The following is a 26,692-nucleotide window of genomic DNA, read 5'->3' as shown; positions in this document are numbered from 1 at the left end:
TCAACACTCGATGGATATCAAGTTCGCCCACCGCTTGTCTTATAAACAAGCCAGATTGACTGTGCTGGTCGGTTTCGTCTTGGGAACCTTGCTCAGTTTTATCCAAATCGGCATTGATTATGCCAGTGAAGACGCATCCATCAACCGTGAAATACGCTCGCTGATCGAAATCAGCCATAACCCGGCCTCGCGCATCGCCTATAACATCGATGCCGAACTCGCTCAGGAACTGACCCTGGGCCTGCTGCACTCCCCTGCCATCGTTCACGCGCAATTGATCGACAACAACGGCGTGGTGCTGGCCGACGTCGAGCGGCCACGCAAGGAAAGCCATTATCGGCCTGTCAGCGATTTCCTGTTTGGCGCCAACCGCCAGTTCGAAGACCGGTTGTATCTCAACCATATGCCCAACGAATCCCTGGGTGTGCTGCGCCTCGATGTAGACACCTACGCGTTTGGCAGCCGCTTCCTGCGCCGCGCCGAAGTTACTTTGCTCAACGGTTTCGTGCGCAGTCTGTTGTTGACCGGGATCTTGCTGGGCTTGTTCTACGTCATGCTCACACAGCCGCTGGTGCGCATTATTCGAGCGCTGAGCACACGCAGGCAGGCGCGCCTGGACTGTCCGCCGGGGCATGAGCATGACGAAATCGGCGTGCTGGTCAACGTTGCCAACCAGCAATTCGAAAACATGGAAACCGAGATTCAGCAACGCCGCCATGCCGAAGACCGCCTCACCGAATACCTGGGCCAACTGGAACACATCGTTTCGGCGCGCACCCTTGAACTCAAGACCAGCAACCAGCGCTTGAGCCAGTTCAATGATGAACTGGAAGCAGCGAAGATGACCGCCCTGGGCATGGCCCAGGCTCGGGCGGCGTTTCTGGCCAATATGAGCCATGAAATCCGCACCCCACTCAATGGCCTGCTGGGCATGATTGCCCTGTCGCTGGACAGCCCGCTCAACGCCGAGCAGCGCCAGCAGCTGTCCATCGCGCATGACTCCGGCAAGGTACTGGTGGAGTTGCTCAACGATATCCTCGACCTGTCCAAGTTCGACGCGGGTCAACTGGAGCTTGAGCGTATCCCGTTCGACCTTGGCTCATTGGTGGAAGACACCGCTAACCTGTTGTCGCAAAACGCCGCACCCAGCGTGGAACTGACCTGCCTGATCGACCCGCTATTCCCGGCCCAAGTCATTGGTGACCCGACGCGGGTCCGGCAAATCGTCAGTAACCTGCTATCCAACGCCTTGAAGTTCACCCGCTTCGGCCGCGTGGATGTACGCCTGAGCCACCACGGCGACGGAATACGCATTGAAGTCTGCGATACCGGCATCGGGATTGCCCAGGATGCCCAGGTCAAGATTTTCCAGCCGTTTACCCAGGCCGGCGCCGGTATCACGCGCCAATTTGGCGGCACGGGCCTGGGGCTCGCCTTGACCCATAACCTGTGCGAGGCCATGAAGGGCCGCTTGAGCATCAGTTCGGAGGTCGGCTTCGGCAGCCAGTTCTGCGCCGACCTGCCGTTGCCCACCCATCTGGCGGCGGCAGCCCGCGTGCCGTTGGTGGGGGATGTGATCGTCATTACCAATCAAAGCAGTGGCCTGGGAGAGTTGCTCACCACCCTGCTGCCCCATTGGGGTTTGGCGCCGCGTTGCTACTCCATGGAAGACGACCTGAGCGGACAGCATCCCGACCTGTTGATCACCGACTGCCCGGAGTGTCTGTTCCGCCTGAGGCCGGGCATTACTGCACCGATTCTGGTAGTGGCCGCCTATGGCAACTTCATGCCCAGCGAAGAAGTCGCGGCCCTGGCGCCACTGCAGCAACAAGCCCGCCCTTTGAGCCGTAACGCGCTGTATCAAATCCTGCAGCGAAATTTGCGCAGCGATACGCAACCGATTCTGGACCCGGTCCAGATCGATGCCGCCCCCTTCAGCCATCGCGCCCGAATCCTCTTGGTCGAGGACAACCCGGTCAATCAACTGGTGGCCAAGGGCATGCTCAGCAAGCTCGGCTGCGAGGTCATCGTCGCCGCCCATGGTGGCGAAGCCCTCAAGTTTCTTGAGGATCAGCGCTTCGATCTGGTGTTGATGGACTGCAACATGCCCGTGATGGACGGCTACGAGGCGAGCCGGCAGATTCGCCGGAGCGGTCGCTGGCCGGACCTGCCAATCGTCGCCTTGACCGCCAACGCCCTGTCCGAAGAGCGTGAGCGCTGTCGTGCGGCGGGGATGAATGATTACTTGGCCAAGCCGTTTCGCCGTGAAGAACTCAAGGCCCTGCTGGACCTGTGGGCGCCTGAGACGACACGTCTCATTTGAGCAGCGCTTCGATCTCTCGGCCCAAGTCCTGGGGCTTGGTGGTCGGGGCAAAGCGCTTGACCTGCTTGCCGTCACGCCCGATGAGGAACTTGGTGAAATTCCACTTGATATTCTTCGAGCCGAGCAGGCCTGGCGCCTGCTTCTTCAGCTGAACGAACAGCGGGTGGGCATCGCTGCCATTGACGTCGATTTTTTTGAACAAGGGAAAACTGACGCCGAAGTTCAATTCGCAAAATTCGGCTATCGCACCCTCGTTGCCCGGTTCCTGCTTGCCAAACTGATTGCATGGGAAGCCCAGCACCACCAGGCCCTGGTCCTTGTACTGCTGCCAGAGCTGCTCCAGGCCTTTGTACTGCGGGGTAAAACCGCACTTGCTGGCGGTGTTGACCACCAGAATGGCCTTGCCGGCGAAATCGGCCAAGGTCTTTTGCTCACCCTTGATGGTGGTGCAACGGATGCTCAGCAAGTTGTCGCTCATGACAGTGCCTCTGATGAAGGGAAGAAGCAAAGGTAGTTCGCAATTGAATTGAGTCAATTCAATTGATGACGATGATGATAGGCGATCAACCCAAGCCCAGCTCTTTGTAGGAGCGAGCAGTTCGCCTAGCGCGGCACCAGGTCCAGGCACACCGAATTGATGCAGTAGCGCAGGCCCGTCGGCGGCGGACCGTCCGGGAACACGTGCCCCAGGTGCGCGTCGCACTTGGCGCAGGTGACTTCGGTGCGAATCATGCCGTGGCTGACGTCGCGGATCTCCACCATCGCGCTATCGGCAATCGGCTCGTAGAAGCTCGGCCAGCCGCAGCCTGAATCGAACTTGGCGGCAGAGTCGAACAGCGGCTCATTGCAGCAAATACAGTGGTAGACGCCGTCGGTCTTGGTCTCGTTGTACTTGCCGCTGAACGGCCGCTCGGTGCCTTTGAGGCGGCACACCTGGTACTGCGCGGGATCGAGCATGTCCCGCCATTCTTCGAGCGTTTTCTGCAACTTGTCCATCGATACACCTCGGCAACTGAAAAACCCTGATCTGTGTCTTTTCCGTGGATCAGGCGGCACGTATGATTGCGCCTCTTCAAAACGCCAGTCTGGCACCCGCGCCATTACCATTCAAACGTATTTATGGGTGCTAGCTGCGCAGGAATCAACCGTACGGTAGTGCTTGCACCGTCTGGATCGTTCATTTTCGGGATCACATCACCATGCAAGTCAGCAAATCGAACAAGCTCGCCAACGTCTGCTACGACATTCGCGGCCCGGTGCTCAAGCACGCCAAACGCCTGGAAGAGGAAGGCCATCGCATCCTCAAGCTGAACATCGGCAACCCGGCGCCCTTTGGTTTCGAAGCGCCAGATGAAATCCTCCAGGACGTGATCCGCAATCTGCCCACGGCCCAAGGCTACAGCGATTCCAAAGGCCTGTTCAGCGCGCGCAAGGCGGTGATGCAGTATTACCAGCAGAAGCAGGTGGAAGGTGTCGGCATTGAGGACATCTACCTGGGCAATGGCGTGTCCGAACTGATCGTGATGTCGCTGCAGGCCTTGCTCAACAACGGCGACGAAGTGCTGGTGCCGGCACCGGACTACCCGTTGTGGACCGCCGCCGTGACGCTGGCCGGTGGCCACCCGGTGCACTACCTGTGCGACGAAGGTGCCGACTGGTTCCCCGACCTGGCCGATATCAAGGCCAAGATCACCCCGAACACCAAGGCCCTGGTGATCATCAACCCGAACAACCCCACCGGTGCCGTGTATTCCAGGGAAGTGCTGCTGGGCATGCTCGAACTGGCGCGCCAGCACAATCTGGTGGTGTTCTCCGACGAGATCTACGACAAGATCCTCTACGATGACGCCGTGCACGTGTGCACCGCCTCCCTGGCGCCAGACCTGCTGTGCCTGACCTTCAACGGCCTGTCCAAGTCCTATCGCGTGGCGGGGTTCCGCTCCGGCTGGATTGCGATTTCCGGGCCCAAGCACAACGCCCAGAGCTACATCGAGGGCATCGACATGCTGGCCAACATGCGCCTGTGCGCCAACGTGCCGAGCCAGCACGCGATCCAGACCGCGCTCGGCGGCTACCAAAGCATCAACGACCTGGTACTGCCACAGGGTCGCCTGCTCGAACAACGTAACCGCACCTGGGAGCTGCTCAACGCAATCCCTGGCGTCAGCTGCGTGAAGCCCATGGGTGCGTTGTACGCGTTTCCACGGATCGACCCGAAAGTCTGCCCGATCCTCAACGACGAAAAGTTCGTGCTCGACCTGCTGCTGTCGGAAAAGCTGCTGGTGGTGCAAGGCACCGCGTTCAACTGGCCATGGCCGGATCACTTCCGCGTGGTGACCTTGCCGCGCGTGGATGAACTGGATATGGCGATCGGTCGCATCGGCAACTTCTTGAAGTCCTATCGCCAGTAAGGGAAATGATGCCGGACGACCTTCATTGGGTCGTACAGCGATTATCTGGCAACACTTCTCTGGTGCCGGCGGCCTTGAACGGGCGATAGCTCCACGCAAGCCGCCCTACCCCAGCGTTAACAGGGGGTTCGGCACCCTTGACGGCTAATCGCCAAGGGTCATTGTTGTGGGAAAATCCCTTCAAGGCGCTACATTTTCGCTGTAGGACACAGTTTGAAATAGTCGCTCGGTTGAATCACCCCATGCCGCACCTTATATACCCCGCAGTAAGCGACATATTAAGCATGAGGAGAACTCTACAACCATGATGCGCATCCTGCTGTTCTTGGCCACTAACCTGGCGGTCGTACTGATTGCCAGCGTCACCCTGAGCCTGTTTGGCTTCGACGGGTTCATGGCGGCCAACGGGGTTGATCTGAACCTCAATCAGCTGCTGATTTTCTGTGCGGTCTTTGGTTTTGCCGGTTCGCTGTTCTCGCTGTTCATCTCCAAGTGGATGGCGAAAATGAGCACCAGCACCCAGATCATTACTCAACCACGCACTCGCCATGAGCAATGGCTGATGCAAACGGTGGAGCAGTTGTCTCAAGAAGCAGGCATCAAAATGCCCGAGGTGGGGATTTTCCCTGCTTACGAGGCCAACGCCTTCGCCACCGGCTGGAACAAGAACGACGCGCTGGTAGCGGTCAGCCAGGGGCTTCTGGAGCGTTTTTCGCCCGACGAAGTCAAGGCGGTGCTGGCGCACGAGATCGGCCACGTAGCCAACGGCGACATGGTCACCCTCGCGCTGGTACAGGGCGTGGTGAACACCTTCGTGATGTTCTTTGCACGGATCATCGGCAACTTCGTCGACAAAGTGATCTTCAAGAACGAAGAAGGCCGCGGTATCGCCTACTTCGTGGCAACCATCTTCGCCGAGCTGGTCCTGGGCTTCCTGGCAAGCGCCATCGTGATGTGGTTCTCGCGTAAACGTGAGTTCCGCGCAGACGAAGCCGGCGCACGTCTGGCGGGTACCAGCGCGATGATCGGCGCGCTGCAGCGCCTGCGCTCCGAACAAGGCCTGCCGGTGCATATGCCGGACAGCCTGACCGCCTTCGGCATCAACGGCGGTATCAAGCAGGGCCTGGCTCGCCTGTTCATGAGCCACCCACCGCTGGAAGAGCGGATTGACGCATTGCGTCGTCGCGGCTGATAACCCGGCAATACAAAAAAGGGGCGATTGAATCGCCCCTTTTTCGTGGGCGTGATTTACCGCCTGGTCAGCCGATAAACACGCTCATCAAGCCGAGTAACGCCATCGGCCTTGAATTTGCTGCTTTCACTCAAAATGTCTCGCTCTTGCAGCGTGACCACATTCCAGTGCGGGCCCAGCAGCGACTGCACTTCCTCATCCGGGACAGCGAAGGGCGGGCCAGCCCTTTGCGCCTGGTCGTAGTCGACAGTGATCAACAGCCCCTCACAGACGGGGGTCAGCAGGGTATCGAGATGCTCGGTGTATCGCGGGCGAATTGGCTGCGGCAAGGCGATCAGTGCCGCACGGTCATACAACGCCGAGCAACCAGCCACAGCACTTGCCTCAAGGGCGAAGAAGTCACCGCACCACACTTCGATCAGGCCCGCCTGATACACCTTGAACACGCCTCTCTGATCGATCTGCGGCGCAAGCCCCTGTTCGCTGAAGAATGCCTCAACGGCTTTATCCGACACCTCCACACCCATCACGCGATGCCCGCGATCCGCCAACCACTTCATGTCCAGGCTCTTGCCACACAAAGGCACGAAAACCCTGGCACCGTCGACCAGGGCCAACGTTGACCAATGCCGCTGCAAGTAAGGATTAACGTCGGTCTGATGAAAACCGATCTGATTGGTTGCCCAGCGTTCCTGCCAAACTCTTGCGTCCATGCATCACCCTGAAAAATCGATCAAATGACACCAAATATTATATTAGATCTCGATTAATGATCTGAATGAAGATAGCCCGACACCAATCCTCAGGACTCTTCTCATGTTGCCCAGCCTGTTTATCTCCCATGGCTCTCCGATGCTGGCTCTGCAACCCGGCGCCAGCGGCCCGGCGCTGCAGGCCCTGGCAGCCGCGTTGCCACGGCCCAAGGCGATTGTGGTGGTATCGGCGCATTGGGAAAGCCACGGGCTGCTGGTCAGTGGCAGCGCCGCGCCCGAGACCTGGCATGACTTCGGTGGCTTCCCTCGCGAGCTGTTTGCGGTGCAATACCCTGCGCCAGGTGATCCACGGCTGGCGAATGAAATTGCCGAGTTATTGCAGGCTGACGGCCTGACTGCACAGGTCGACAACCAACGGCCCTTCGACCATGGCACCTGGGTGCCCCTGTCGCTGATGTACCCGGCGGCGGATATTCCGGTGGTGCAAGTCTCCCTCCCAAGCCGCATGGGCCCGGCTTTTCAAACCCGGGTTGGACATGCCCTCTGCAGCCTGCGCGATCAAGGTGTACTGCTGATCGGCTCCGGCAGCATCACCCATAATCTCGGTGAGCTGGACTGGCGCGCCGGGCCGGAAACCATCACGCCATGGGCGCAAGCCTTTCGCGACTGGGTGGTCGAAAAACTCGCTGCCGGTGACGAAACAGCCTTGCATGACTATCGCCTCCTGGCGCCCCATGCAGCGCGCAGCCACCCCAGCGACGAGCATTTGTTGCCGCTTTACTTTGCGCGAGGTGCCGGCGGTGATTTCAGCGTGGCGCATCAGGGCTTCACCCTCGGCGCCTTGGGCATGGACATCTATCGCTTTGGCTAACACAGGTGCCCAGCCTGAAATCCCAGGCAAAAAAAATCCCCGAACCAGTCGGGGATTTTTTATGTGCGATCAATCAGCCCGGAGGCGGATCAATCTTCGCGGTAGCGACGCAGCTTCAACTGCTTGCCGGCAACGCGTGTATCTTTGAGCTTGGCCAGCAGTTTTTCCAGACCGTCTTCCGGCAGCTCCACCAGGGAGAAGCTGTCACGGACCTGGATGCGACCAATGGCTTCACGTGCCAGGCCACCCTCGTTGAGGATAGCGCCCAGCAGGTTCTTGGCAGCGATACCGTCACGCGCACCCAGCGCAGTACGGCAACGCGCACGGCCTTCGGCCAATGGAACCGGAGCACGACGCTCACGATCGCCACGGTCCGGACGGTCGCCGGTACGCTCTGGACGATCACCGCGTGGCGCGTTGTTCGGCACCAGTGGGCGTTCCTTCTCGATCGCTGCCAGGGTCAGGGCCTGACCGTTGGTGGCTTTGCGCAGCAACGCTGCAGCCAGGGCACGCGGGGTGCAACCGATATCGGCGGTCAGGCGGTCCAGCAGGTCGCCGTGGGTCGATTCAGCGTCAGCCACCAGCGGCGCCAGGCTGTTGGTCAGTTTCTTGATGCGGGCATCGAGAACAGCCTGGGCATCCGGCAGGCGCACTTCAGCCACTTTCTGGCCGGTTACACGCTCGATCACTTGCAGCATGCGGCGCTCACGCGGAGTCACCAGCAACAGTGCACGACCTTCGCGACCCGCACGGCCGGTACGGCCGATACGGTGAACGTAGGACTCTGGATCGTAAGGCATGTCAACGTTGAACACGTGGGTGATACGCGGAACGTCGAGACCACGAGCGGCAACGTCGGTCGCCACAACGATGTCCAGGCGGCCATCCTTGAGGGAGTCGATCACGCGCTCACGCTGGTTCTGGGCAATGTCACCGTTCAGCGCGGCAGCCTTGTAGCCTTTGGCTTCCAGGGCGCTGGCCAGGTCCAGGGTCGCTTGCTTGGTGCGCACGAACATGATCAGGGCGTCGAAGTCTTCGACTTCCAGCAGGCTCAATACAGCCGAGGTCTTCTGGTCGGCGTGAACCAACAGGTGAGCCTGTTCGATCGCGGTAACGGTCTGGGTCTTGGTCTGGATCTTCACGTGTTGCGGATCGCGCAGGTGGCGTTCGGCAATGGCACGGATCGACTGCGGCAGGGTGGCCGAGAACAGCACGGTCTGACGGGTCGGTGGCAGCGCCTTGAAGATGACTTCCAGGTCATCCATGAAGCCCAGCTTCAACATTTCGTCGGCTTCGTCGAGAACCAGGTGGTTCACGGTCGACAGGACTTTCTCGTCACGACGCAGGTGGTCGCACAGACGGCCCGGAGTGGCGACAACGATCTGTGCGCCGTTACGGATGGCTTTCAGTTGTGGGCCCATAGGCGCGCCGCCGTAAACGGCCACAACGGTTACACCTGGCATTTGCTTGGCGTAGGTTTCGAAAGCGGTTGCTACTTGCAGCGCCAACTCACGGGTTGGCGCCAGGATCAGGGCTTGCGGCTCGCGCTTGGCAGGATCGATGCAGTGCAGGATAGGCAGGGCGAACGCGGCGGTTTTACCGGTACCGGTTTGCGCCTGGCCAATCATGTCCTGGCCGGCCATGATGATCGGGATCGATTGCTGCTGAATAGCCGAAGGTTCTTCGTAGCCAGTCGCGATGACGGCGGCGAGAATGTTCGGATTAAGATTAAAAGCGGCGAAGCCGCCGGTTTCCTGGGTCATGGGTCTGCCTCTAAGTGCATCCGCAAAGACCCATGCTCCAAAGCTGCGCATGCCGTGTTGAGACTCAAGAGTCGCCCTGGCTGCTTTGTCGGCGGGGATTTGCGAAAACGAATGAATGAAAAAGATTCGTCAAGGGAGAGTCCGCTGTGCGGACGTGCAGCCGAAGCTGACTTCGGGGAATTGCGCTACCTAAACGCGGCCCGGTTAAAGGCCGGCGCGCACTATACCGGAAATAGCTGAAAAAGGGAGCTTTTTTTATCGCAAAGCACCGAGAAACCGCCCTGCGTCACAGTCTTTGCACATAAGTGCGCCAGGGTCTATTTTTCAAAGGCCCGGCCCTGTTGCTCATCACGCTTAAACGGTTCACCTGTCCAGACCGCCCCTTTGGTCTGAAACCTTACCCGCGCCCGAGGGCACACCCGATGAATCAAGCCAGCAGCAGCCGCGTCACCCGTGAACTCCAGGGCCATGTCCTGTTGCTGGGGCTGGACCGAGTGGCAAAACGCAATGCTTTCGACCTGGACCTGCTCAACGCATTGAGCATGGCCTATGGCGATTTTGATCGAAACGATGACGCGCGGGTTGCCGTGGTGTTTGCCCATGGCGACCACTTCACCGCCGGGCTCGACCTGGCCAATGTCAGCGCCGTAATGGCCGGCGGTTGGCAACCGCCCCTGGGCGGCTGCGACCCCTGGGGCGTGTTCGCAGGCCCCAGGGTGAATAAACCGGTGATCGTTGCTGCTCAAGGCTACTGCCTGACCATCGGCATCGAACTGATGCTGGCGGCGGATATCAACCTGTGTGCAAGCAACACCCGTTTTGCGCAGATGGAAGTACAGCGTGGGATCTTTCCTTTTGGCGGCGCGACATTGCGCTTTCATCAAATCGCTGGCTGGGGCAATGCGATGCGCTGGTTGCTGACCGGCGATGAGTTCGATGCCCATGAAGCCCTGCGCCTGGGCCTGGTGCAGGAAGTGATGGCCAGCGAAGACCTGATACCGCGCGCCATCGAGCTGGCCAATCGCATCGCACGCCAGGCCCCGCTTGGCGTGCAGGCAACGCTGATGTCGGCGCGATTGGCCCGCACGGAAGGCGAGACTGTGGCGGCGGCCGCGCTGCCGCCGATGGTGGACAAATTGCTCAACAGCGAAGACGCCAAGGAAGGCATGCGGGCGATGGTCGAGAAGCGGCCGGGGGTGTTCAAGGGTATCTGATTGGGCAGTGCCGGCTACATCGGGAGCAAGCCCCCTCCCACACTTGGAACGCATTTCAACTGTGGGAGGGGGCTTGCCCCCGATAGCGCCGGAACAGACGCCTAGGTCGCCGGCCGAATCGCCTTGATCAGCGCCTGCAACGAATAACCCAGTCGCGGCGCCAAGGCCTCGGCGCGAGCGGACAGCGCGTCCAGGTCCAGCTCCTGATCCAGCTCCGAAGGCACCAGCAGGATCACGTTGCCCTCCTTCACCGGCAGCTCCCAGTAATGCCGGTGATACAACCCGCGCAACAATGCTGCGCCAAGCGGCTTGCCGTCGTCGGTCGCCCACTGGTTGATCACCAGCCAGCCGCCGGGATTGAGCTTCTTCTGGCAATTCTCGAGGAACGTCCAGGCCAGGTGGCCGACGCCTGGCCCCACATCGGTGTACAGGTCGACGAAAATGAGGTCGGCCGATTCAGCGCTGTCGAGCAACTCCAGGGCATCGCCAATACGGATATACAGGCGCGGATCATCGTCCAGCCCCAAGTATTCAATGGCCAGGCGCGGTACGTCGGGGCGCAGCTCGATGGCTTCGACATCGTCAAGCGCCAGGAACTTCAGGCACGCCTGGGTCAGCGTGCCGGCACCCAGGCCGAGGAACAGCGCACTTTCGGGCTGCTCATGGCACAACGCCCCAATCAGCATGGCGCGGGTGTAGTCATACTCCAGCCAGCTCGGGTCGGCCGTGAACACGCAACTCTGCTCGATGGCATCGCCAAATTCGAGAAAACGGTAATCGGCCACTTCCAGTACGCGGATCATGCCGAAATCATCATGCACTTCGGCCAGCAGGCGCTCGACACGCTCCTCGCTCATCACTACTCCTAACGGGTTGGCTGCGGGGCAAAGTGCGCGATTGTCGGCCAAGCGACGTCAGCAGGTCACGCACTAATTGCTGCTAACATTGACGCCCGAACGTCAACCTACCCAACGAGTGCATGATGAGCCAACCCTGGAGCCCCGACAGCTGGCGTGCCCTGCCGATCCAGCAACAACCCCGGTACCCGGATGCCGCGCACCTGCTGCAAGTGGAGCAGAGCCTGGCCAGTTACCCGCCGCTGGTGTTTGCCGGGGAAGCCCGCGAATTGCGTCGTCAGTTTGCCGAAGTCACCCAGGGTCGCGCCTTCTTGTTGCAAGGCGGTGACTGCGCCGAGAGCTTTGTCGAGTTTTCCGCTGCGAAGATCCGCGACACCTTCAAAGTGTTGCTGCAGATGGCGATCGTGATGACCTTCGCCGCCGGCTGCCCAGTGGTGAAAGTCGGACGCATGGCCGGCCAGTTCGCCAAGCCGCGCTCGTCCAACGATGAAACCATCGACGGCGTCACGCTGCCTGCCTACCGCGGCGATATCGTCAATGGCATCGGCTTCGACGAAAAGAGCCGCGTCCCGGACCCGGATCGCCTGTTGCAGAGCTATCACCAGTCCACCGCCACCCTCAACCTGCTGCGGGCCTTTGCCCAGGGCGGGTTTGCTGACCTGCACCAGGTGCACAAGTGGAACCTGGACTTCATTGCCAACTCTGCGCTGGCCGAGAAGTACAGCCAACTGGCCGACCGCATCGACGAGACCTTGGCCTTCATGCGCGCCTGTGGCATGGACGATTCGCCGCAACTGCGCGAGACCAGCTTCTTCACCGCTCACGAAGCCTTGCTGCTCAACTATGAAGAAGCTTTCGTGCGTCGTGACAGCCTGACCAACGACTACTACGACTGCTCGGCCCATATGCTCTGGATTGGCGACCGTACCCGCCAGCTGGATGGCGCCCACGTCGAGTTCCTGCGTGGGGTGAACAACCCGATCGGCGTCAAGGTCGGCCCGAGCATGAGCCCGGACGACCTGATCCGCCTGATCGATATCCTTAACCCGGACAACGACCCTGGCCGCTTGAACCTGATCGCCCGCATGGGCGCCAATAAAGTCGGCGACCACCTGCCAGACCTGATTCGCGCCGTGCAGCGCGAAGGCAAGCATGTGCTATGGAGTTCCGACCCCATGCATGGCAACACCATCAAGGCCAGCAGCGGCTACAAAACCCGCGACTTTGCGCAGATCCTCGGCGAAGTGAAGGAGTTCTTCCAGGTGCATCAGGCTGAAGGCAGCTATGCCGGCGGCATCCATATCGAGATGACCGGGCAGAACGTTACCGAATGCATCGGCGGCGCACGACCGATCACCGAAGACGGCTTGTCGGACCGCTACCACACCCACTGCGACCCGCGGATGAACGCCGACCAATCGCTAGAACTGGCGTTTCTGATTGCCGAAACCTTGAAACAGGTCAAGCGCTAAGCCATTAGTCGTCTGGACCATCGCCATCGGGGGCAAGCCCCCTCCCACACTGTATGCACGCCACATGTGGGAGGGGGCTTGCCCCCGATAGCGCCCTAAAGGCCGACATCGATACCCAGCATTGCCACCCTCAAACGCGCAGCACTCGGCCGCTGGCAATTGAGCAGCACCCGCTGCAGCCCCAACCAATCGGCCATCTGCCGCAGGTTCAGCGCCAACGCCACTATTCCTTGATCATCCAGCCCCAGCGCCTCCTCGTGCACCGCATGCACCGCCAGGCAACCGTTTGCCCGCTCTGCGCGCAAATCGAGGCGCGCGGCGATCCGCTCGTTGTGCAAAAACGGTAGCACGTAGTAGCCGTACACCCGCTTGTGTTGTGGCGTGTAGATTTCCAGCCGATAGCGGAAATCGAACAGGCGCTCGGTACGTGCACGCTCCCAGATCAACGAATCAAATGGCGACAACAACGCGCTGGCGGGCACGCTGCGTGGCACTTTTGGCTCCGGCAGGCAATACGCCGGTTGCTTCCAGCCTTGCACCTGGCAGTCCAGCAATTGCCCCTCCTCGACCAGTTCGGCCAGGCGCTGGCGACTATCGGCAGGATCAAGGCGAAAATAATCGCGCAGGTCTTTTTCAGTGGCCACACCTAATGCGCTCGCGCTGTGCAGCAACAAACCCCGCTGGGCCTCGGCTTCGCTTACGGAGACTTGAAGGATTTCGCCGGGGAGCACCCGCTCGGGCAAATCATAGAGGCGTTCAAACCCGCGCCGCCCCGCCACCGTAACCAGACCCGCAGCGAACAGCCATTCCAGCGCATGTTTCTCGTCACTCCAATCCCACCAGGGCCCGGCACGCTGCTCGCGGGTCGACAAGCTGCCCGCCCCTAATGCGCCCTGCTGTTCGACGGCCTGCAAAACGCGCTGGATCGTGCTCTGCCGCTCACGCCCGAATCGCGCCATTTGCGCGTAAATCCCCTGCCCCTGCTTGGCCCGCTCCATGCGCCAGCGCATCAAGGGGTACATCGCCATGGGCAGCAGCGAGGCCTCATGCCCCCAGTATTCGAACAGCGAACGCCGCCGCCCCTGGCTCCAGGCGGCCTGCTCGAGTATCAACGGGGAATAATGGCCCAGCCGAGAAAACAGCGGCAGGTAATGGGAGCGCACCACGGCATTGACCGAATCGATCTGCAGCACGCCGAGGCGCTCGATCAAACGGTTGAGGTGCGCGGCCTTTATCTGTGCCGGCGGCTGGCGCCCGGAAAAACCCTGGGCCGCCAGCGCCATGCGTCGTGCTTGCTTGAGGGAAAAGGAGAGGACGGCGGACATGAACAGCTCCTTGAATACGCACGCCCTACCCTACTGCATTCCCGCTTACTTTCGCAGCGGGTCTTCCCAGAAATGCCGATGGATCTCCTGCTCCACATCGATACGGTTGAGACCGATATCCTTGAGCGCGTCGTCGCTCATGCCCGCCAGCATCTGGCGTTCACGATGCAAAGCCTGCCAGCGCGAAATCGTATGAAGAAGCCCGAAGAACGGCCCCTTCGCCATCACAAAACCTGTTTGACCTTTCATCTTCTCGCCCTCCAGTGGGGATGGCGTCAGTGTGTGCCTGGGCTTATGATCAATCCAACGAATGTTTCTTATGCAATACATCTCGGAGATTGATTAATTGTCGACTTACCCGAGCATCGACACAGACGTGCTGCGCACCTTTGTCGCCATCGCCGATCAGGGCGGATTTACTCGAGCTGGGGAGCTGGTCAACCGCACCCAGTCGGCGGTGAGCATGCAGATGAAACGCCTGGAAGAAGACGTGCTGCAGCGCAAGCTATTCGAACGCGATGGGCGTCAGGTGCGGTTGACGCCCGAGGGCCAAGTGTTGCTGGGGTATGCGCGGCGCATCCTGAAACTGCACAGCGAGGTGTTCAACACCCTGCGCGAGCCGCACATGGTGGGGTTGGTGCGCATCGGCACGCCGGACGATTACGTGATGCGCTTTCTACCAGGCATTCTCAAGCAGTTCTCCAAGGCGTACCCGCTGATCCAGATCGAGCTGCACTGCGAGTCGTCAACGGTATTGATGCAGCGAAGGGACCTGGCCTTGACTGTAATCAGTCGCGAGCCCGGCAATGACCTTGGTGAACTCTTGCGCACTGAGCGCATCGTGTGGGCCGCATCAGCGTGCTTCTGCGTGGACCAGCATGACGTCCTGCCACTGGCGGTTTCCGGCGACGACTGCGTTTACACCCAGTGGGCCCGGGCAGCGCTGGACGCGGCCGGACGGGACTATCGCCTGGCTTACCACAGCTCCAACGGTGCGGCGATCCTGGCGGTGGTGAGCGCCGGCCTGGCGGCGATGGTCAGCATGGAAAGCCTGGTGCCCGAAGACCTGCGCATACTCGGCAGTGAAGAAGGCTTCCCGTCCTTGCCTTCGATGCACCTGCGCCTGCTGCGCAACCCGCAAATGACCTCGCCCATCACCGAATGCCTGGCCGACTACATCCTCGAAGGCTTCAGACTTTAAAGGCCAGCATCACCGCGCACACCACCAAAAAACCGCAGAACAAGCCACGCAACACCCGCTCGGGCAGTGCATGCGCGACTTTCACGCCCCAACTGATACTGAGCAGGCCACCCACCGCCAGAGGTACGCCGATCAACCAGTCCACCTGATGATGCCAGGCGTAAGTGATCAGGGTCACACCGGTGCTCGGTAGCGCCAATGCAAGAGACAAGCCTTGTGCGACTACCTGGGTAGTGCCGAAGACACTGGTGAGCACCGGCGTGGCAACCACCGCGCCACCGACGCCAAACAACCCGCCCATCGAGCCTGACGCTGCGCCAAGCACGCCCAACCAAGGCCAGGAATAACGCATTTGCGCGGTCGGCGGTGCGTTACGGGTAAACATGCGCAGCAGATTGTAGGCCGCCAGTACCACCAGAAAGACAATAAAACCAATCCGCATCGCGCCGGCGTCCAGGCCTACCGCCCAAATCGAACCCAGCCAGGCGAAGCTGAACCCCATCACCCCCAGCGGCAGGGCGTGGCGTAGTTCGATGCGGTTGCGTTGGTGATACCGCCACAGGGCCAGCATTACGTTAGGTACCACCATCACCAGCGCAGTGCCTTGGGCGATCTGCTGATCCAGGCCGAACATCACACCCAGCACGGGGATGGCGATCAGCCCGCCGCCAATGCCAAACAAGCCGCCCACTGTGCCCAGGGCCGCGCCCAATACCAGATACATCGCTAAATCCAACACCGCTGGCCACTCCACATTCCCGATGCCTGGCATGCTACGCAGTCGGCGCTGGCACGGAAACGCACAGCAACGCACAATGGTTGTGCCAATCTCGCATAAGCAAGCGCCGATGAATCCAAATACGCTGACCGATCAACTGAGCCTGTTTCTCGACGTACTGGAAACCGGCAGCTTTTCCGCCGCCGCACGCCGTCATCCGTTGACCCCTTCAGCCGTGGCGCGGCGCATCGACAGCCTGGAGAACTCCGTAGGCAGTCGCCTGTTCCAGCGTAGCACCCATGCGGTGGTGCCCACCTCGGCCGGCCTGGCGTTTGCCGAACGGGCACGACGGATTGTCGGTGAACTGCAGCTGGCTCGCGCCGAAGCCGTGTCCCTGAGCCATGCGCCGGAAGGCCTGATCCGCATGGATGCACCAGCGGCGTTTGGGCGAAGGCACCTGGCGCCGGTGATTGCAGACTTCCTGAAGGTGTACCCAGGGCTGGATGTGCACCTGCATTTGATCGACAGTTTCGTCGATATGCAGGGCACGCACTTGGGTAAGGTCGATCTGGTCTTGCGCGCCGGGCTTATTGCCGACACCCGTCTGATCGCCACGCCGCTCGCCAGCATCGTGCGCATCGCCTGCGCCAGCCCGGGCTACCTGAAAAGCCGCGGCACGCCGACGCACCCGCGGGAGTTGAGCGAACACGATGGCCTGGATTGGGACGGGTTGGCGCCGATGTTCGCCTGGCGGTTCGAACTGGACGGGCGCCGTGCCATCTACCGCCCCCGTCGTATCCGCATGAGCGCCAACAACGCCGAAGCACTGCTCTCCGGCGCCCTGGCGGGCTTAGGTATTGCGCATCTGCCAACCTGGCTGGCCAGCGAATACCTGGTACGTGGTGAACTCTTGCCACTGTTTTGCGAGAACGGCTTGCCTAGCCCAGAAACCACCGGCATTTATGCGCTACGCCTGGAACAACAACCCAACGCACGCAGCCGGCTGCTGCTGGAATACCTCAAATCCCGTTTCAGCCCGGTCCCGCCCTGGGATCTGGCCCTGCAAAGCGACTTGGTCTGACCGCAGGGACAGAATTATCTGGCGCCTTAAAGATTTGCCCGCTAGATTCCAGCCATACAGGCTTTTTCGAGGCACGCCCATGAGCAAGAACCCCACACCCTGCGAATCCTTGTTGCTGGATAACCAGCTGTGTTTCGCATTGCATTCCACCTCGCTGCTGATGACCAAGGTGTACAAGCCCCTTCTTCAAGCCCTCGGCCTGACCTACCCGCAGTACCTGGCCATGATGGTGTTGTGGGAGGAAGACGGTTTGACCGTCGGCGAAATCAGCAATCGCCTGCTTACCGACCCCGGCTCCCTGACGCCCCTGCTCAAGCGCCTGGAAGCCGAAGGCTTGTTGAGCCGCACCCGTAGTCGCGAAGATGAACGCGTAGTCGTCGTGGAATTGACCGATGCCGGGCGGGCGTTGCAGGACAAGGCCATGGGGATTCCTCAGTGCATCCTGGGGGCCAGCGGGCTGGAACTGGAGCAATTGCGCAAGTTGCAAGCGGATCTGATAGCCCTGCGCAGCAACCTGCAGAACGCAATCTAAAGAAGCAAAAAAATACTGAACATGTGGGAGGGGGCTTGCCCTAATGCCATTCAGTTAAGCGAACGGGACTCACTGTAGGAGCGAGCTTGCTCGCGAAAAACGTCCAGGCAACGCGTTCATTCTGGATAAACGCGGTGGCCCTGAGTTCTTCGCGAGCAAGCTCGCTCCTACAAAAAGCCTTAGCTGACAGGCATTAGGGCTTGCCCCCACCCACATTGCTTTCCCATCGACCGAAAAATATTTATAAATTTATCTTGCGCGCTAAACATTAGCGCTATACATTCACCTCACCAACTACTTAGCGCGCAAATATTTAGCGCAAAACACCAAGAGGACAACACCATGCAAACTCTCTATACCGCAGTAGCTACCGCCACCGGCGGCCGTGATGGTCGCGCTGTCTCCAGCGACAACATCCTCGACGTCAAACTGTCCACTCCCAAGGAATTGGGCGGTGCTGGCGGCCAAGCCACCAACCCTGAACAACTGTTCGCCGCCGGTTACTCGGCCTGCTTTATCGGCGCACTCAAATTCGTCGCCAGCCAGACCAAACGCAAAATCCCGGATGACGCTTCGATCACTGCCCATGTCGGCATCGGCCAGATCCCCGGTGGCTTCGGCCTGGACATCGACCTGCACATCAGCCTGCCCGGTCTGGCCCAGGACGATGCGCAAAGTCTGGTCGACGCCGCTCATCAGGTCTGCCCGTACTCCAACGCCACTCGCGGCAACGTCGATGTGCGTCTGCACGTAACCGTCTAACCCTCGCAGCCCTGATCGGAGAAGAACATGAACACAGTTGCCAAAGCGCTCACCGGCGGCCTGCTCGCCCTGTCCATCAGCACCGCCTTCGCCGCTACCGGTGAGGTGGAGCACAACACCCAGAGTTTCCTGGATGCGCTGAATGCCGGCACCGGCAAGCCGATCGAGCAATTGACGCCCCAGCAAGCCCGCGCAGTGCTGACGGGTGCCCAGGCCGGGGTCAAGTTGACCCTGCCCAAGGCGGACGTGAGCCAAAAGACGATTCAGGTCGACGGCCAGCCGCTGGACCTGACTATCGTGCGTCCGGCCGGGGTCAAGGGTACGTTGCCGGTGTTCATGTTCTTCCACGGCGGCGGCTGGGTGCTGGGGGATTACCCAACCCATGAACGTCTGGTGCGGGATCTGGTAGTGGGTTCGGGGGCTGTGGCCGTCTTCGTCAACTACACCCCATCACCGGAAGCGCATTATCCGGTGGCGATCAACCAGGCGTACGGCGCGACAAAATGGGTGGCCGAACACGGCAAAGAGCTCAATGTCGATGGCAAGCGCCTGGCCGTCGCGGGCAACAGCGTCGGCGGCAACATGGCTGCGGTGGTCAGCCTGATGGCCAAGGACAAAGGCACGCCGGCGATCAAGTTCCAACTGCTGCTGTGGCCGGTGACGGACGCCAGCTTCGACACGACGTCCTACAACCAGTATGCCGAAGGTCATTTCCTCACCAGGAACATGATGAAATGGTTCTGGGACAACTACACCACCGACGCCAATCAGCGTGCCGAAATCTACGCTTCGCCGCTGCGAGCCACCCCCGATCAACTCAAGGGGTTGCCGCCGGCGATGGTGCAGACCGCCAGTGCCGATGTGTTGCGTGATGAGGGTGAAGCCTATGCCCGCAAGCTGGATCAGGCCGGCGTGCCGGTCACTGCCGTGCGCTACAACGGCATGATCCACGACTATGGTTTGCTCAACGTGGTCAGCCAGGTACCCGCGGTACGTTCTGCCTTGCTGCAAGCGTCGGATGAACTCAAGCAACACCTGAAGTAAATACAGCACGCACAAAAAAGCCCGACGCATGGTCGGGCTTTTCTGTTCGTACGGCAGAGCCAGAATTACTTCTTGGCGCGACCTTTGTACGAACCGCCTTCGCGGGTATCGATCTCGATCATGTCGCCGATTTCGATGAAGTCCGCAACAGCCAGCTCAGTACCGTTTTTCAGCTTGGCAGGCTTCATCACCTTGCCGGAAGTGTCACCGCGAGCGGAACCTTCGGTGTAGTCAACCTGACGCACGATAGTGGTCGGCAGCTCTACGGAAACCAGACGGTCTTCGAAGAAGATCGCTTCGCAGATGTCTTCCATGCCTTCTTCAACGAACGGCAGAACGGCTTCGATATCTTCAGCGTTCAGCTCGTACATGGTGTAGTCGGTGGTGTCCATGAACGTGTAGGTGTCGCCGCTGATGAAGGACAGGGTCGCTTCTTTGCGGTCGAGGATCACGTCGTCCAGTTTGTCATCGGCGCTGTAGACGATCTCGGTCTTGTAACCGGTCAGCAGGTTCTTCAGCTTGGTCTTCATGATGGCGCTGTTACGACCAGACTTGGTGAACTCAGCTTTCTGAACCAGCCAAGGGTCGTTTTCGAGACGGATCACTGTACCGGGTTTCAGTTCTTTACCAGTTTTCATTGCATATATCCGAAATTTGGATGGGATTTACAAAAATCAAGGTGGCGTATCATATCCAACTTTCATAAAACTGTACCAGCGCCGTCGCAAGATCGGCCTGCAAGGCCTGTTCCAGACACCAGTTCTGCGCATGCTGGTTGAGCTCCGGCCAGTGCTCCAGCAGCATTTTCCAGGGTTGGGCCATATCGCCCTCGGTGTTCCAGGCTTGCCAGAATGCGACCAAGGCCGCCTTGGCTGCTGGCGACAACGCGGCGGTGTAGAGTTCCAGGAACGCCTCGAGCTTGTCGAGGTGAATGTCTTCGTCCTGACGGTAGATGTGCCACAGCAACGGGCGCCCGGCCCACTGGGCGCGCACGAATGAATCTTCGCCACGCACGGCATTCAGGTCACAGCACCACAGCAACTGGTCGTACTGCGCCTGGCGCACGAACGGCAGCACTTGCACGGTCAAGGCCCCGCGCTGATGAATAGCGCCTGCGGCCAGCCCTTCCTCGCCCAACCAGCGCTGCACATCACCGAGGATGCGCCCTTCTGGAACCAACAGATGAGTGGCACGCCCGTCGGTCGACAATACATCCAGCCAGCCGTCGAGCCCGGCATTTTCATAGGCGAACAGTGAGATCAGCCGCGCATCAGCGACCGGAAAAATGCCCAGCGTCTGCAGGAATTGTCGCTGCGCCTCGGCATTCTGCTGAAACGCCTGACGCTGTTGCAGCAAGCCGGCCTCACGCAACAGTCCGCCAGTGCCGGGCCGAAAGCCCGGGAAAAAGAAGTACTTCTGCACGCCCTTGAATTTTACCGACGGCAAGCGGTGACAGCCCACCACCCAGTCCTCGGCGCTGAGGTAATCCAGGTTCATCCACAACGGCGTGCGTTCACGCGCGGCCATGGCTTCCATATAGTCGGGTGGCAGCTGGCAAGCGAAGGCGGCAATCACCACATCGGCCGCGGGCGCCGCCGACCATTCGCACGGCCAGTAGCGCACATCGACACCTTCTTGCCATTGCTGCTCCAAGCCTACATCGACCTGCGGGCACATACGCTCAAAGGCGCGCAAGTCATCGACCCACAGGCGCACATCACAGGCATGCTCCGCCACCAATTGCCGGGCCAGCCGCCAGGTCACGCCAATGTCGCCGTAGTTATCGACGACGCTGCAAAAAATATCCCAGCGGGCCTTCATTCCGGGCTCCTATGCTCAAAGGCTCGATTGTCCGCATAAATGCGCGGATACAGAAGACTTGACCGCGATTATTCTGCGCAGTGGCTGTGCGACAATCACTACCCATGCCGTCAATGCCTGCCAGGAGGCCACCATGTCTGACCGTTCGCTGTCACTGCCCAAGCTTTGCCTCGCCATCGCCGCAGGGGTGTGGCTGGGGTTTATCGCCATCGCGCTGACCACCTGGCTGGCATCGCGCTACCTGTTCCCGCAGAGCCTGGCACCAGTGGCCCAGGCGGTGCAGCAATTGGGTAAGCCGACTATCGCCACACCCGAACAGCCGAATCGGATGTTCGAGCAGTACCAGCAGAACCTGCAAAAGCAGGCGCAGCAACAAGCCTTGGACCAGGCCCGAAACAATGCACGCAACCTGTCCAATCCCAAATGCCAGTTCTGGCTGCAACAGGACCAGAACGCCCCGAATGAAAAAACCAAAGCCAATGTCCTGCAATTCTGCGATGAGTGATCATGAATAAACACGCCGTCCTCCAGCTGATCCTGGAAAAACTCAGCGCCGACCTCGACATTGCTCAGCGCGCCGCGCAGACCGCCTACGAGACCGCGACACACGAAGAGAACATTGCCGAAAACAAGTACGACACCTTGGGACTGGAGGCGTCCTATCTGGCGGCCGGCCAGGCCAAACGGGTCGAAGAGATCAAGCAGTCGCTGGCGCTGTGCCAGAACCTGCAGCTGCGCGCGTACGACGATCAGCGCGGGATCGAAGTGGGTACGCTGTTAGGCCTGGAAGACGAGAACGGGCGTCAGCAATGGCTGTTCCTGGCGCCGGATGCCGCGGGGTTGAAGGTCGAGGTCGTCGGCCAGCCGGTCACCGTGATCACCCCGCGCTCGCCCTTGGGCAAAGGCCTGCTCGGCAAGCGTGTCGAGGATGAGGTAGAGATTCTGGTGGCAGGCGCCCGGCAACATTTCACGGTTACCGAGGCCAGATAAACCAATGGTTCGAGCCTTCACCTGAAAGGTATCAGTGAACCGGCAGCTCAACGCCGTCGAACAGCTCTTCGAGTTCCTGCTTGTTGTGGCACTGGATCGCCTTGGCCATCACTTCGCGGGTGAGGTGCGGAGCGAACTTCTCGATGAAATCGCACATGAAACCCCGCAGGAACGTGCCACGACGGAAGCCGATCTTGGTCACGCTGGACTCGAACAGCTCGCTGGCATCGAGCACCACCAGGTCTTTATCGAGCTGGGTATCGACCGCCATCTTGGCGACGATGCCCACACCCAGGCCCAGGCGCACGTAAGTCTTGATCACGTCGGCGTCGGCTGCGGTGAACACCACTTTTGGCGTAAGGCCACGGTGACTGAAGGCTTCATCCAGCTTGGAACGACCGGTAAAACCAAACACGTAGGTGACGATCGGGAATTCCGCCAGGGCTTCCAGGGTCAGCTTCGGCAACTTGGCCAATGGGTGCCCCTGAGGCACGACCACGCAACGGTTCCAGCGGTAGCACGGCATCATGACCAGATCGCCGAACAGCTCCAGGGCTTCGGTGGCGATCGCGAAATCGACGGTGCCATCGGCGGCCATCTCGGCGATCTGCATCGGCGAGCCCTGGTGCATGTGCAACGCCACATCAGGGTACTGCTTGATAAAGTCGCGGATCACCGGCGGCAACGCATAGCGTGCCTGGGTGTGGGTGGTGGCAATCGACAGGGTGCCCTTCTTCTCGTTGGAGAATTCCTGGGCGATCTGCTTGATGCTTTCGACCTTGCGCAGGATCTCGCCGGCCGTGGTGATGATGCGCTCGCCCGCCGGAGTGACACGGGTCAGGTGCTTGCCGCTGCGCGCGAACACTTCGACGCCCAGCTCGTCTTCGAGCAGGCGGATCTGCTTGCTGATACCGGGTTGCGAGGTGTAAAGGCTTTGAGCAGTAGCGGAAACGTTGAGGTCGTGGTGCGCCACTTCCCAGATGTAGCGCAGTTGTTGAAGCTTCATATGAATCCCTCAAAGCAGGTAGACGCCACGGGTATCAGCGACGGTATATAACTATATTAAAGGTAAGATATATAAATCTAGAACTTTTTATCGTTTTTTACCGATCACTGTCATCACTGCGTCGACGTTGCAGCGACGGCACCAGGTAAACCGGCACGCTCGCCAGTTGCAGCAACCGCGCGGCGGTACGCCCAAGCGGTGTCGCGGCTGCGCTGGCATCGCTATGACTGCCTACGATCAACAGGTCAACGGAGAGTTTACGCAGTTGGTCGAGAATCACCTCGCAAGGATCCCCCTGGATCACTCGCACCGAACGAATCAACTTCAGGTCCTGCTCGTCCCCCAGTTCCTCGCGAAAGCTGTCGAGCACCCGTTGCTCGATCGTCGCCATGACCGTGGTCAACCCCTGACTCTGCCATTCGCTGAGTGCCTTTTCATCAAGGTAGCTCTGCAACACCGATTCAGCGAACAGCCCGATGGGCTCCACCACATGTATCACGTACAAATCCGCCTTGAACGTTCGCGCCAACGCGAGGGCATGCTGCATGACGTACGGCGCATACAGGCCAAGATCCGTGGCGTACAGCATCGAACGAATCATAAAACCCCCTGGGCTGCCAGGATGGCGGAGATCAACTGAGCTTAGCAGCGCCTTGGGCAGTTCGGCTCAGCTGTCGCTGTGGATTTTCAACTCATTACTGATGCCATGGGGCACATGCCCGGTGGCCACCACCTCCCTGGCTCGTTCACAGTGGCCGGCCTGGTCATCGAAAAATACGTCGGCGGCGAATGCTTCGAGGAACGCGGATTTATCCAGGCCACCCAGGAACAGCGATTCATCCAGGCGGATATCCCATTCGCGCAACGTACGAATGACCCGCTCGTGGGACGGCGCCGAGCGCGCAGTGACCAGCGCCGTTCGAATCGGGCATGCCTCATCGGCGAACTCACGCTGCAACAGGTTGAGTGCCGCCAGGAAACCCTTGAACGGGCCACCGTGCAAGGGCTGGCGCGCCGACTCTCGCTCGCTGGCCTGGAACGCTTCCAACCCGCCCGCCTGGTAGATGCGCTCGGACTCGTCGGAGAACAGCACCGCATCGCCGTCGAAGGCGATCCGCAGTTCCTCGCTCGACGCCCGACGCGCGCCGCCCGACAGAATTGTCGCCGCGGCGAACCCGGCGTCGAGGGCACTGCGCACATCCTCGGCATGGGTCGACAGAAACAGATGGCAACCAAAGGCGGCTAGATACGGATAGGGACTACGCCCTCCGACGAAAGCGGCGCGGGAAATATCCAGACCGTAGTGCTGGATCGAATTGAACACCCGCAGACCGGTATCGGCACTGTTGCGCGACACCAATACCACCTCGACACGGGCACGTCCGAGGCTGGCGTTGAGACTCAGCAGCTTCTTGACCAACGGGAAGGCATCGCCGGGCTCGAGGATTTCCTCCTCGTGCTCGATCTGGTATTTGCGGTAGGTCTCAACCCCTTCGGCGAGGTAGACCTTGTGGCTCTCGCTCAAGTCGAACAAGGCCCGCGATGAAATCGCCAGCACCAGTTTGTCGCTCAAACCCTTCGCCATCTGTGTGCCTCCGAATCAGCGATTGTGCCGGTCAATAAAACTCAAGGCCTGGTAAAGCGCCTGCATGCCCGGTAATTCGCAGCCGGCCGCTTTGGCGGCGGCCAACGGTCGGGCATAGATAGCTGCCAGTTCCAACGGACGCTTGTGCACGTGGTCGTGGTACATGCTGGGCAGGTAGTCATCCATGGTTTCGGTCATGGCGAACATCTGCTCGGCGTAACTCGCCGGAATGTCATGGCCGCAGGCGCCTGCGCCCTGCACCACCTCGGCCATCAGCGCCTGGATCAATGCGCGGCTGGATTCATCGGCCATCATCGCGCGGGTCCCCGTGCCGAGCAACACGGAGAGGCCGTTGTACGGCACATTCCACACCAGCTTATGCCAGCGGGCCTGATGCACGTTGGCCATCGCCTGAGACTCGATCCCCGCCTGATGAAACAGCCCGGCCCCTTCTTCGACAATCGCCTGCTGGCGCGCTTCATCGTTGGCCGCCGTGCCGCTGTGATAGCCCAGGTTGACCCGCCCCAGCGCTTGATGCTCGACGACGCCCGGGGCGGAGCGATGCACACCGATGTAGCACAGGCCGCCGAGTAAATGAAGCGAAGCCGGCAGGTGCTCGCGCAGGCTGTCCTCTACATCCAGTCCGTTTTGCAGCAGCACCACCTTGGCATCCGGTGCCGCGACCTGGGCGATCGTCGGCGCCAGGTCCGCATTGCCGGTGGATTTGGTGCCCACCAGCAACCAATCGCACGGCGGCATATCCGCAGGGCTGGCGTACGCCTGGGCCGGGTGCAGGTGCAGGTTGCCATGCACGCTGCTGTTGACGCGCAAACCCTGCTCGCTGACTACCGCGTATTCGCTGCGCAGCAGAAAATGCACATCGAACCCGGCACGCGCCAGCATCAGGCCATAGAAACCGCCAATGGCGCCGGTGCCAATGATGCCAATGCGTGGCGAAGGGGGTGCAATTGCAGTCATGGCAAGTCCTCTGGGGTACGGGTCAGCGCGTGATTCAGGGCGTCGGTAAGGTCTGATTGCGTAAGACGTGTCTGTAATTGCCCAAGAAATTGACCCTCGCACACGAGGAACAACGCGGGCAAATGAAAGATCTGGTAACGTTCGACCGCGCCGCCGTTATGCCCGGCATCTACCCAACACAGCCGGTCCACCGGCAAACGCCAGCCCGGCAACTGCTGGCGGGCCCAGCGGCAACTGGAACAACCGACGCTGGTGAACACTACCAGCGAACACCCTGGCAATCCCAGCAGTTGCTGGTCGATATCCAGGTCGGTCAATTCCAGTTGCTTCACTATACTGCTGCCACTGCCGTCCATTGGACGGTGCTCGGAGTCCGTGTACATGGGTCGTTTTCTACCTCACCCTGATGATGTCGCTGTCGAGTTGATCCAACGTCCCTCTCCTGCCCTGCCCCGCCAACACCTGCGCACTATCGGTCGCGGTGGCATTGCCTGCAACTGGCCGCGTGCCTGGCGCCCTGGCACCGCGGTCGATCTGCATATCCCCTCCCTGGGTACCAGCGCACGCTATCCAGGCTATGTCGCGTGGTGCCGCAAAGTGCAGGCCGGCTATCGCATCGGTATCAGTTTTACCGATGAACATGCCCTGTTCGGCGCGCGGATGGGCGAACAAGTGTGCCAGATCGAACGCTACTGCCGCCTGCACGAAGCCACTGAACCCACACCCCAGCAGCTCGAAGCCTTGGCCCGCGACTGGGTGTCGCGCCACGCCGGCGAGTTCTCCCACGAGGCCGTTGTGCAGCCAGTGCTGGATTAAAGCGGGCTTTGCCCATT

At 60.3% G+C, this 26,692-nt stretch carries 29 protein-coding genes; 14 read left to right on the top strand and 15 right to left on the bottom strand.

The window, feature by feature from the left end; translation table 11 throughout:
- Positions 1 to 10: 10 nt before the first annotated feature.
- Positions 11 to 2,323: a response regulator gene (locus tag C4J94_RS08700; protein WP_124388941.1), complete on the top strand. Its 2,313-nt coding sequence runs from the start codon at positions 11 to 13 to the stop codon at positions 2,321 to 2,323.
- On the opposite strand, the gene C4J94_RS08695 is transcribed toward C4J94_RS08700, so the two are convergent.
- Positions 2,316 to 2,801, bottom strand: coding sequence for a glutathione peroxidase (locus C4J94_RS08695; protein ID WP_124385784.1), 486 nt, complete (start codon positions 2,799 to 2,801; stop codon positions 2,316 to 2,318). The two genes, C4J94_RS08700 and C4J94_RS08695, sit on opposite strands and share 8 nt — an antisense overlap.
- A 125-nt stretch (positions 2,802 to 2,926) precedes the next feature.
- Complete coding sequence (msrB, locus tag C4J94_RS08690) at positions 2,927 to 3,319, bottom strand: peptide-methionine (R)-S-oxide reductase MsrB (protein WP_124385783.1); 393 nt, start codon at positions 3,317 to 3,319, stop codon at positions 2,927 to 2,929.
- A 203-nt stretch (positions 3,320 to 3,522) separates the two neighbouring features.
- Between msrB and C4J94_RS08685 the strand changes: the two genes are divergently transcribed.
- Both C4J94_RS08685 and htpX read left to right on the top strand, forming a co-directional pair.
- Positions 3,523 to 4,734, top strand: a complete 1,212-nt coding sequence (locus C4J94_RS08685; RefSeq protein ID WP_065885153.1) for a pyridoxal phosphate-dependent aminotransferase — start codon at positions 3,523 to 3,525, stop codon at positions 4,732 to 4,734.
- 304 nt (positions 4,735 to 5,038) lie between these two features.
- Positions 5,039 to 5,926 (top strand): protease HtpX, encoded by an 888-nt coding sequence (htpX, locus tag C4J94_RS08680; protein ID WP_124385782.1) that lies wholly within the window; start codon positions 5,039 to 5,041, stop codon positions 5,924 to 5,926.
- A gap of 56 nt (positions 5,927 to 5,982) precedes the next feature.
- Here the strand turns inward: htpX and C4J94_RS08675 are convergent, their stop codons facing one another.
- Positions 5,983 to 6,639, bottom strand: coding sequence for a thiopurine S-methyltransferase (locus C4J94_RS08675; RefSeq protein WP_124385781.1), 657 nt, complete (start codon positions 6,637 to 6,639; stop codon positions 5,983 to 5,985).
- Positions 6,640 to 6,742: 103 nt separating this feature from the next.
- On the opposite strand from C4J94_RS08675, the gene C4J94_RS08670 reads away from it, so the two are divergent.
- On the top strand, positions 6,743 to 7,510 hold the full coding sequence (locus C4J94_RS08670; RefSeq protein ID WP_124385780.1) for a class III extradiol ring-cleavage dioxygenase: 768 nt from the start codon (positions 6,743 to 6,745) through the stop codon (positions 7,508 to 7,510).
- 89 nt (positions 7,511 to 7,599) lie between these two features.
- Here C4J94_RS08670 and C4J94_RS08665 read toward each other — a convergent pair whose 3' ends face one another.
- Complete coding sequence (locus C4J94_RS08665) at positions 7,600 to 9,273, bottom strand: DEAD/DEAH box helicase (protein ID WP_065885148.1); 1,674 nt, start codon at positions 9,271 to 9,273, stop codon at positions 7,600 to 7,602.
- Positions 9,274 to 9,695: 422 nt separating this feature from the next.
- Here C4J94_RS08665 and C4J94_RS08655 point away from each other — a divergent pair, with 422 nt between their 5' ends.
- A complete protein-coding gene (locus tag C4J94_RS08655) occupies positions 9,696 to 10,487 on the top strand; it encodes a crotonase/enoyl-CoA hydratase family protein (RefSeq protein ID WP_124385779.1) in 792 nt (263 codons plus the stop codon).
- Positions 10,488 to 10,588: 101 nt separating this feature from the next.
- Here C4J94_RS08655 and C4J94_RS08650 read toward each other — a convergent pair whose 3' ends face one another.
- Positions 10,589 to 11,344, bottom strand: coding sequence for a spermidine synthase (locus tag C4J94_RS08650; RefSeq protein WP_124385778.1), 756 nt, complete (start codon positions 11,342 to 11,344; stop codon positions 10,589 to 10,591).
- A gap of 125 nt (positions 11,345 to 11,469) precedes the next feature.
- On the opposite strand from C4J94_RS08650, the gene C4J94_RS08645 reads away from it, so the two are divergent.
- Positions 11,470 to 12,816 carry a class II 3-deoxy-7-phosphoheptulonate synthase gene (locus C4J94_RS08645; RefSeq protein ID WP_124385777.1) on the top strand — a complete coding sequence of 449 codons (1,347 nt, stop codon included), beginning with the start codon at positions 11,470 to 11,472 and terminating at the stop codon, positions 12,814 to 12,816.
- 95 nt (positions 12,817 to 12,911) lie between these two features.
- Here C4J94_RS08645 and C4J94_RS08640 read toward each other — a convergent pair whose 3' ends face one another.
- Together C4J94_RS08640 and C4J94_RS08635 are read right to left on the bottom strand one after the other, a co-directional pair.
- Positions 12,912 to 14,141 carry a winged helix-turn-helix domain-containing protein gene (locus tag C4J94_RS08640; protein WP_124385776.1) on the bottom strand — a complete coding sequence of 410 codons (1,230 nt, stop codon included), beginning with the start codon at positions 14,139 to 14,141 and terminating at the stop codon, positions 12,912 to 12,914.
- Between the two features lie 45 nt (positions 14,142 to 14,186).
- Positions 14,187 to 14,390 (bottom strand): DUF1127 domain-containing protein, encoded by a 204-nt coding sequence (locus C4J94_RS08635; RefSeq protein ID WP_256657665.1) that lies wholly within the window; start codon positions 14,388 to 14,390, stop codon positions 14,187 to 14,189.
- Between the two features lie 97 nt (positions 14,391 to 14,487).
- Between C4J94_RS08635 and C4J94_RS08630 the strand changes: the two genes are divergently transcribed.
- Positions 14,488 to 15,342, top strand: coding sequence for a LysR family transcriptional regulator (locus C4J94_RS08630; protein ID WP_124385774.1), 855 nt, complete (start codon positions 14,488 to 14,490; stop codon positions 15,340 to 15,342).
- Here the strand turns inward: C4J94_RS08630 and C4J94_RS08625 are convergent.
- Entirely contained in the window at positions 15,332 to 16,081 is a 750-nt protein-coding gene (locus C4J94_RS08625; RefSeq protein ID WP_124385773.1) for a sulfite exporter TauE/SafE family protein, read from the bottom strand. The two genes, C4J94_RS08630 and C4J94_RS08625, sit on opposite strands and share 11 nt — an antisense overlap.
- A gap of 109 nt (positions 16,082 to 16,190) precedes the next feature.
- On the opposite strand from C4J94_RS08625, the gene C4J94_RS08620 reads away from it, so the two are divergent.
- The 4 genes from C4J94_RS08620 to C4J94_RS08605 all read left to right on the top strand — a co-directional run bounded on the left by C4J94_RS08620 (position 16,191) and on the right by C4J94_RS08605 (position 19,479).
- On the top strand, positions 16,191 to 17,141 hold the full coding sequence (locus C4J94_RS08620; protein WP_124385772.1) for a LysR family transcriptional regulator: 951 nt from the start codon (positions 16,191 to 16,193) through the stop codon (positions 17,139 to 17,141).
- Positions 17,142 to 17,220: 79 nt separating this feature from the next.
- The gene (locus C4J94_RS08615; protein WP_124385771.1) at positions 17,221 to 17,673 is read left to right on the top strand and encodes a MarR family winged helix-turn-helix transcriptional regulator; all 453 of its coding nucleotides are present in this window, start codon (positions 17,221 to 17,223) and stop codon (positions 17,671 to 17,673) included.
- A gap of 342 nt (positions 17,674 to 18,015) precedes the next feature.
- On the top strand, positions 18,016 to 18,435 hold the full coding sequence (locus C4J94_RS08610; RefSeq protein WP_010176159.1) for an organic hydroperoxide resistance protein: 420 nt from the start codon (positions 18,016 to 18,018) through the stop codon (positions 18,433 to 18,435).
- Positions 18,436 to 18,462: 27 nt separating this feature from the next.
- Complete coding sequence (locus C4J94_RS08605) at positions 18,463 to 19,479, top strand: alpha/beta hydrolase (RefSeq protein WP_124385770.1); 1,017 nt, start codon at positions 18,463 to 18,465, stop codon at positions 19,477 to 19,479.
- A 65-nt stretch (positions 19,480 to 19,544) separates the two neighbouring features.
- Here C4J94_RS08605 and C4J94_RS08600 read toward each other — a convergent pair whose 3' ends face one another.
- Both C4J94_RS08600 and earP read right to left on the bottom strand, forming a co-directional pair.
- Entirely contained in the window at positions 19,545 to 20,117 is a 573-nt protein-coding gene (locus tag C4J94_RS08600) for an elongation factor P (protein WP_017734414.1), read from the bottom strand.
- Positions 20,118 to 20,166: 49 nt separating this feature from the next.
- On the bottom strand, positions 20,167 to 21,300 hold the full coding sequence (earP, locus tag C4J94_RS08595) for an elongation factor P maturation arginine rhamnosyltransferase EarP (RefSeq protein ID WP_124385769.1): 1,134 nt from the start codon (positions 21,298 to 21,300) through the stop codon (positions 20,167 to 20,169).
- Positions 21,301 to 21,433: 133 nt separating this feature from the next.
- Between earP and C4J94_RS08590 the strand changes: the two genes are divergently transcribed.
- On the top strand, positions 21,434 to 21,805 hold the full coding sequence (locus C4J94_RS08590) for a hypothetical protein (protein WP_124385768.1): 372 nt from the start codon (positions 21,434 to 21,436) through the stop codon (positions 21,803 to 21,805).
- Positions 21,806 to 21,807: 2 nt separating this feature from the next.
- Positions 21,808 to 22,290 (top strand): GreA/GreB family elongation factor, encoded by a 483-nt coding sequence (locus C4J94_RS08585; protein WP_124385767.1) that lies wholly within the window; start codon positions 21,808 to 21,810, stop codon positions 22,288 to 22,290.
- Between the two features lie 31 nt (positions 22,291 to 22,321).
- On the opposite strand, the gene cysB is transcribed toward C4J94_RS08585, so the two are convergent.
- The 5 genes from cysB to C4J94_RS08560 all read right to left on the bottom strand — a co-directional run bounded on the left by cysB (position 22,322) and on the right by C4J94_RS08560 (position 26,242).
- Positions 22,322 to 23,296 carry an HTH-type transcriptional regulator CysB gene (cysB, locus tag C4J94_RS08580; protein ID WP_124361903.1) on the bottom strand — a complete coding sequence of 325 codons (975 nt, stop codon included), beginning with the start codon at positions 23,294 to 23,296 and terminating at the stop codon, positions 22,322 to 22,324.
- A 97-nt stretch (positions 23,297 to 23,393) separates the two neighbouring features.
- Positions 23,394 to 23,897 (bottom strand): universal stress protein, encoded by a 504-nt coding sequence (locus tag C4J94_RS08575; protein ID WP_124385766.1) that lies wholly within the window; start codon positions 23,895 to 23,897, stop codon positions 23,394 to 23,396.
- 66 nt (positions 23,898 to 23,963) lie between these two features.
- A complete protein-coding gene (locus C4J94_RS08570) occupies positions 23,964 to 24,881 on the bottom strand; it encodes a 5'-nucleotidase (RefSeq protein ID WP_124385765.1) in 918 nt (305 codons plus the stop codon).
- Between the two features lie 15 nt (positions 24,882 to 24,896).
- Complete coding sequence (locus C4J94_RS08565; protein ID WP_124385764.1) at positions 24,897 to 25,859, bottom strand: putative 2-dehydropantoate 2-reductase; 963 nt, start codon at positions 25,857 to 25,859, stop codon at positions 24,897 to 24,899.
- Positions 25,856 to 26,242, bottom strand: coding sequence for a thioredoxin (locus C4J94_RS08560; protein ID WP_124385763.1), 387 nt, complete (start codon positions 26,240 to 26,242; stop codon positions 25,856 to 25,858). Before C4J94_RS08560 ends, C4J94_RS08565 begins: the two co-directional genes overlap by 4 nt.
- On the opposite strand from C4J94_RS08560, the gene C4J94_RS08555 reads away from it, so the two are divergent.
- The gene (locus C4J94_RS08555) at positions 26,241 to 26,675 is read left to right on the top strand and encodes a PilZ domain-containing protein (protein WP_124385762.1); all 435 of its coding nucleotides are present in this window, start codon (positions 26,241 to 26,243) and stop codon (positions 26,673 to 26,675) included. The two genes, C4J94_RS08560 and C4J94_RS08555, sit on opposite strands and share 2 nt — an antisense overlap.
- Positions 26,676 to 26,692 lie beyond the last annotated feature (17 nt).

The organism is Pseudomonas sp. R5-89-07, assembly GCF_003851685.1.
Lineage (GTDB): Bacteria > Pseudomonadota > Gammaproteobacteria > Pseudomonadales > Pseudomonadaceae > Aquipseudomonas.
Note: the sequence above shows the minus strand (reverse complement) of the source record. Positions and strands in the feature narration are given on the sequence as shown.

Bases quoted from the DNA above. Each gene is read 5' to 3' on its own strand.
- C4J94_RS08700 (WP_124388941.1), top strand. From the start codon at position 11: ATGGATATCAAGTTCGCCCACCGCTTGTCTTATAAACAAGCCAGATTG.
- C4J94_RS08695 (WP_124385784.1), bottom strand. From the start codon at position 2,801: ATGAGCGACAACTTGCTGAGCATCCGTTGCACCACCATCAAGGGTGAG.
- msrB (WP_124385783.1), bottom strand. From the start codon at position 3,319: ATGGACAAGTTGCAGAAAACGCTCGAAGAATGGCGGGACATGCTCGAT.
- C4J94_RS08685 (WP_065885153.1), top strand. From the start codon at position 3,523: ATGCAAGTCAGCAAATCGAACAAGCTCGCCAACGTCTGCTACGACATT.
- htpX (WP_124385782.1), top strand. From the start codon at position 5,039: ATGATGCGCATCCTGCTGTTCTTGGCCACTAACCTGGCGGTCGTACTG.
- C4J94_RS08675 (WP_124385781.1), bottom strand. From the start codon at position 6,639: ATGGACGCAAGAGTTTGGCAGGAACGCTGGGCAACCAATCAGATCGGT.
- C4J94_RS08670 (WP_124385780.1), top strand. From the start codon at position 6,743: ATGTTGCCCAGCCTGTTTATCTCCCATGGCTCTCCGATGCTGGCTCTG.
- C4J94_RS08665 (WP_065885148.1), bottom strand. From the start codon at position 9,273: ATGACCCAGGAAACCGGCGGCTTCGCCGCTTTTAATCTTAATCCGAAC.
- C4J94_RS08655 (WP_124385779.1), top strand. From the start codon at position 9,696: ATGAATCAAGCCAGCAGCAGCCGCGTCACCCGTGAACTCCAGGGCCAT.
- C4J94_RS08650 (WP_124385778.1), bottom strand. From the start codon at position 11,344: ATGAGCGAGGAGCGTGTCGAGCGCCTGCTGGCCGAAGTGCATGATGAT.
- C4J94_RS08645 (WP_124385777.1), top strand. From the start codon at position 11,470: ATGAGCCAACCCTGGAGCCCCGACAGCTGGCGTGCCCTGCCGATCCAG.
- C4J94_RS08640 (WP_124385776.1), bottom strand. From the start codon at position 14,141: ATGTCCGCCGTCCTCTCCTTTTCCCTCAAGCAAGCACGACGCATGGCG.
- C4J94_RS08635 (WP_256657665.1), bottom strand. From the start codon at position 14,390: ATGAAAGGTCAAACAGGTTTTGTGATGGCGAAGGGGCCGTTCTTCGGG.
- C4J94_RS08620 (WP_124385772.1), top strand. From the start codon at position 16,191: ATGAATCCAAATACGCTGACCGATCAACTGAGCCTGTTTCTCGACGTA.
- C4J94_RS08615 (WP_124385771.1), top strand. From the start codon at position 17,221: ATGAGCAAGAACCCCACACCCTGCGAATCCTTGTTGCTGGATAACCAG.
- C4J94_RS08610 (WP_010176159.1), top strand. From the start codon at position 18,016: ATGCAAACTCTCTATACCGCAGTAGCTACCGCCACCGGCGGCCGTGAT.
- C4J94_RS08605 (WP_124385770.1), top strand. From the start codon at position 18,463: ATGAACACAGTTGCCAAAGCGCTCACCGGCGGCCTGCTCGCCCTGTCC.
- C4J94_RS08600 (WP_017734414.1), bottom strand. From the start codon at position 20,117: ATGAAAACTGGTAAAGAACTGAAACCCGGTACAGTGATCCGTCTCGAA.
- earP (WP_124385769.1), bottom strand. From the start codon at position 21,300: ATGAAGGCCCGCTGGGATATTTTTTGCAGCGTCGTCGATAACTACGGC.
- C4J94_RS08590 (WP_124385768.1), top strand. From the start codon at position 21,434: ATGTCTGACCGTTCGCTGTCACTGCCCAAGCTTTGCCTCGCCATCGCC.
- C4J94_RS08585 (WP_124385767.1), top strand. From the start codon at position 21,808: ATGAATAAACACGCCGTCCTCCAGCTGATCCTGGAAAAACTCAGCGCC.
- cysB (WP_124361903.1), bottom strand. From the start codon at position 23,296: ATGAAGCTTCAACAACTGCGCTACATCTGGGAAGTGGCGCACCACGAC.
- C4J94_RS08575 (WP_124385766.1), bottom strand. From the start codon at position 23,897: ATGATTCGTTCGATGCTGTACGCCACGGATCTTGGCCTGTATGCGCCG.
- C4J94_RS08570 (WP_124385765.1), bottom strand. From the start codon at position 24,881: ATGGCGAAGGGTTTGAGCGACAAACTGGTGCTGGCGATTTCATCGCGG.
- C4J94_RS08565 (WP_124385764.1), bottom strand. From the start codon at position 25,859: ATGACTGCAATTGCACCCCCTTCGCCACGCATTGGCATCATTGGCACC.
- C4J94_RS08555 (WP_124385762.1), top strand. From the start codon at position 26,241: ATGGGTCGTTTTCTACCTCACCCTGATGATGTCGCTGTCGAGTTGATC.
- C4J94_RS08560 (WP_124385763.1), bottom strand. From the start codon at position 26,242: ATGTACACGGACTCCGAGCACCGTCCAATGGACGGCAGTGGCAGCAGT.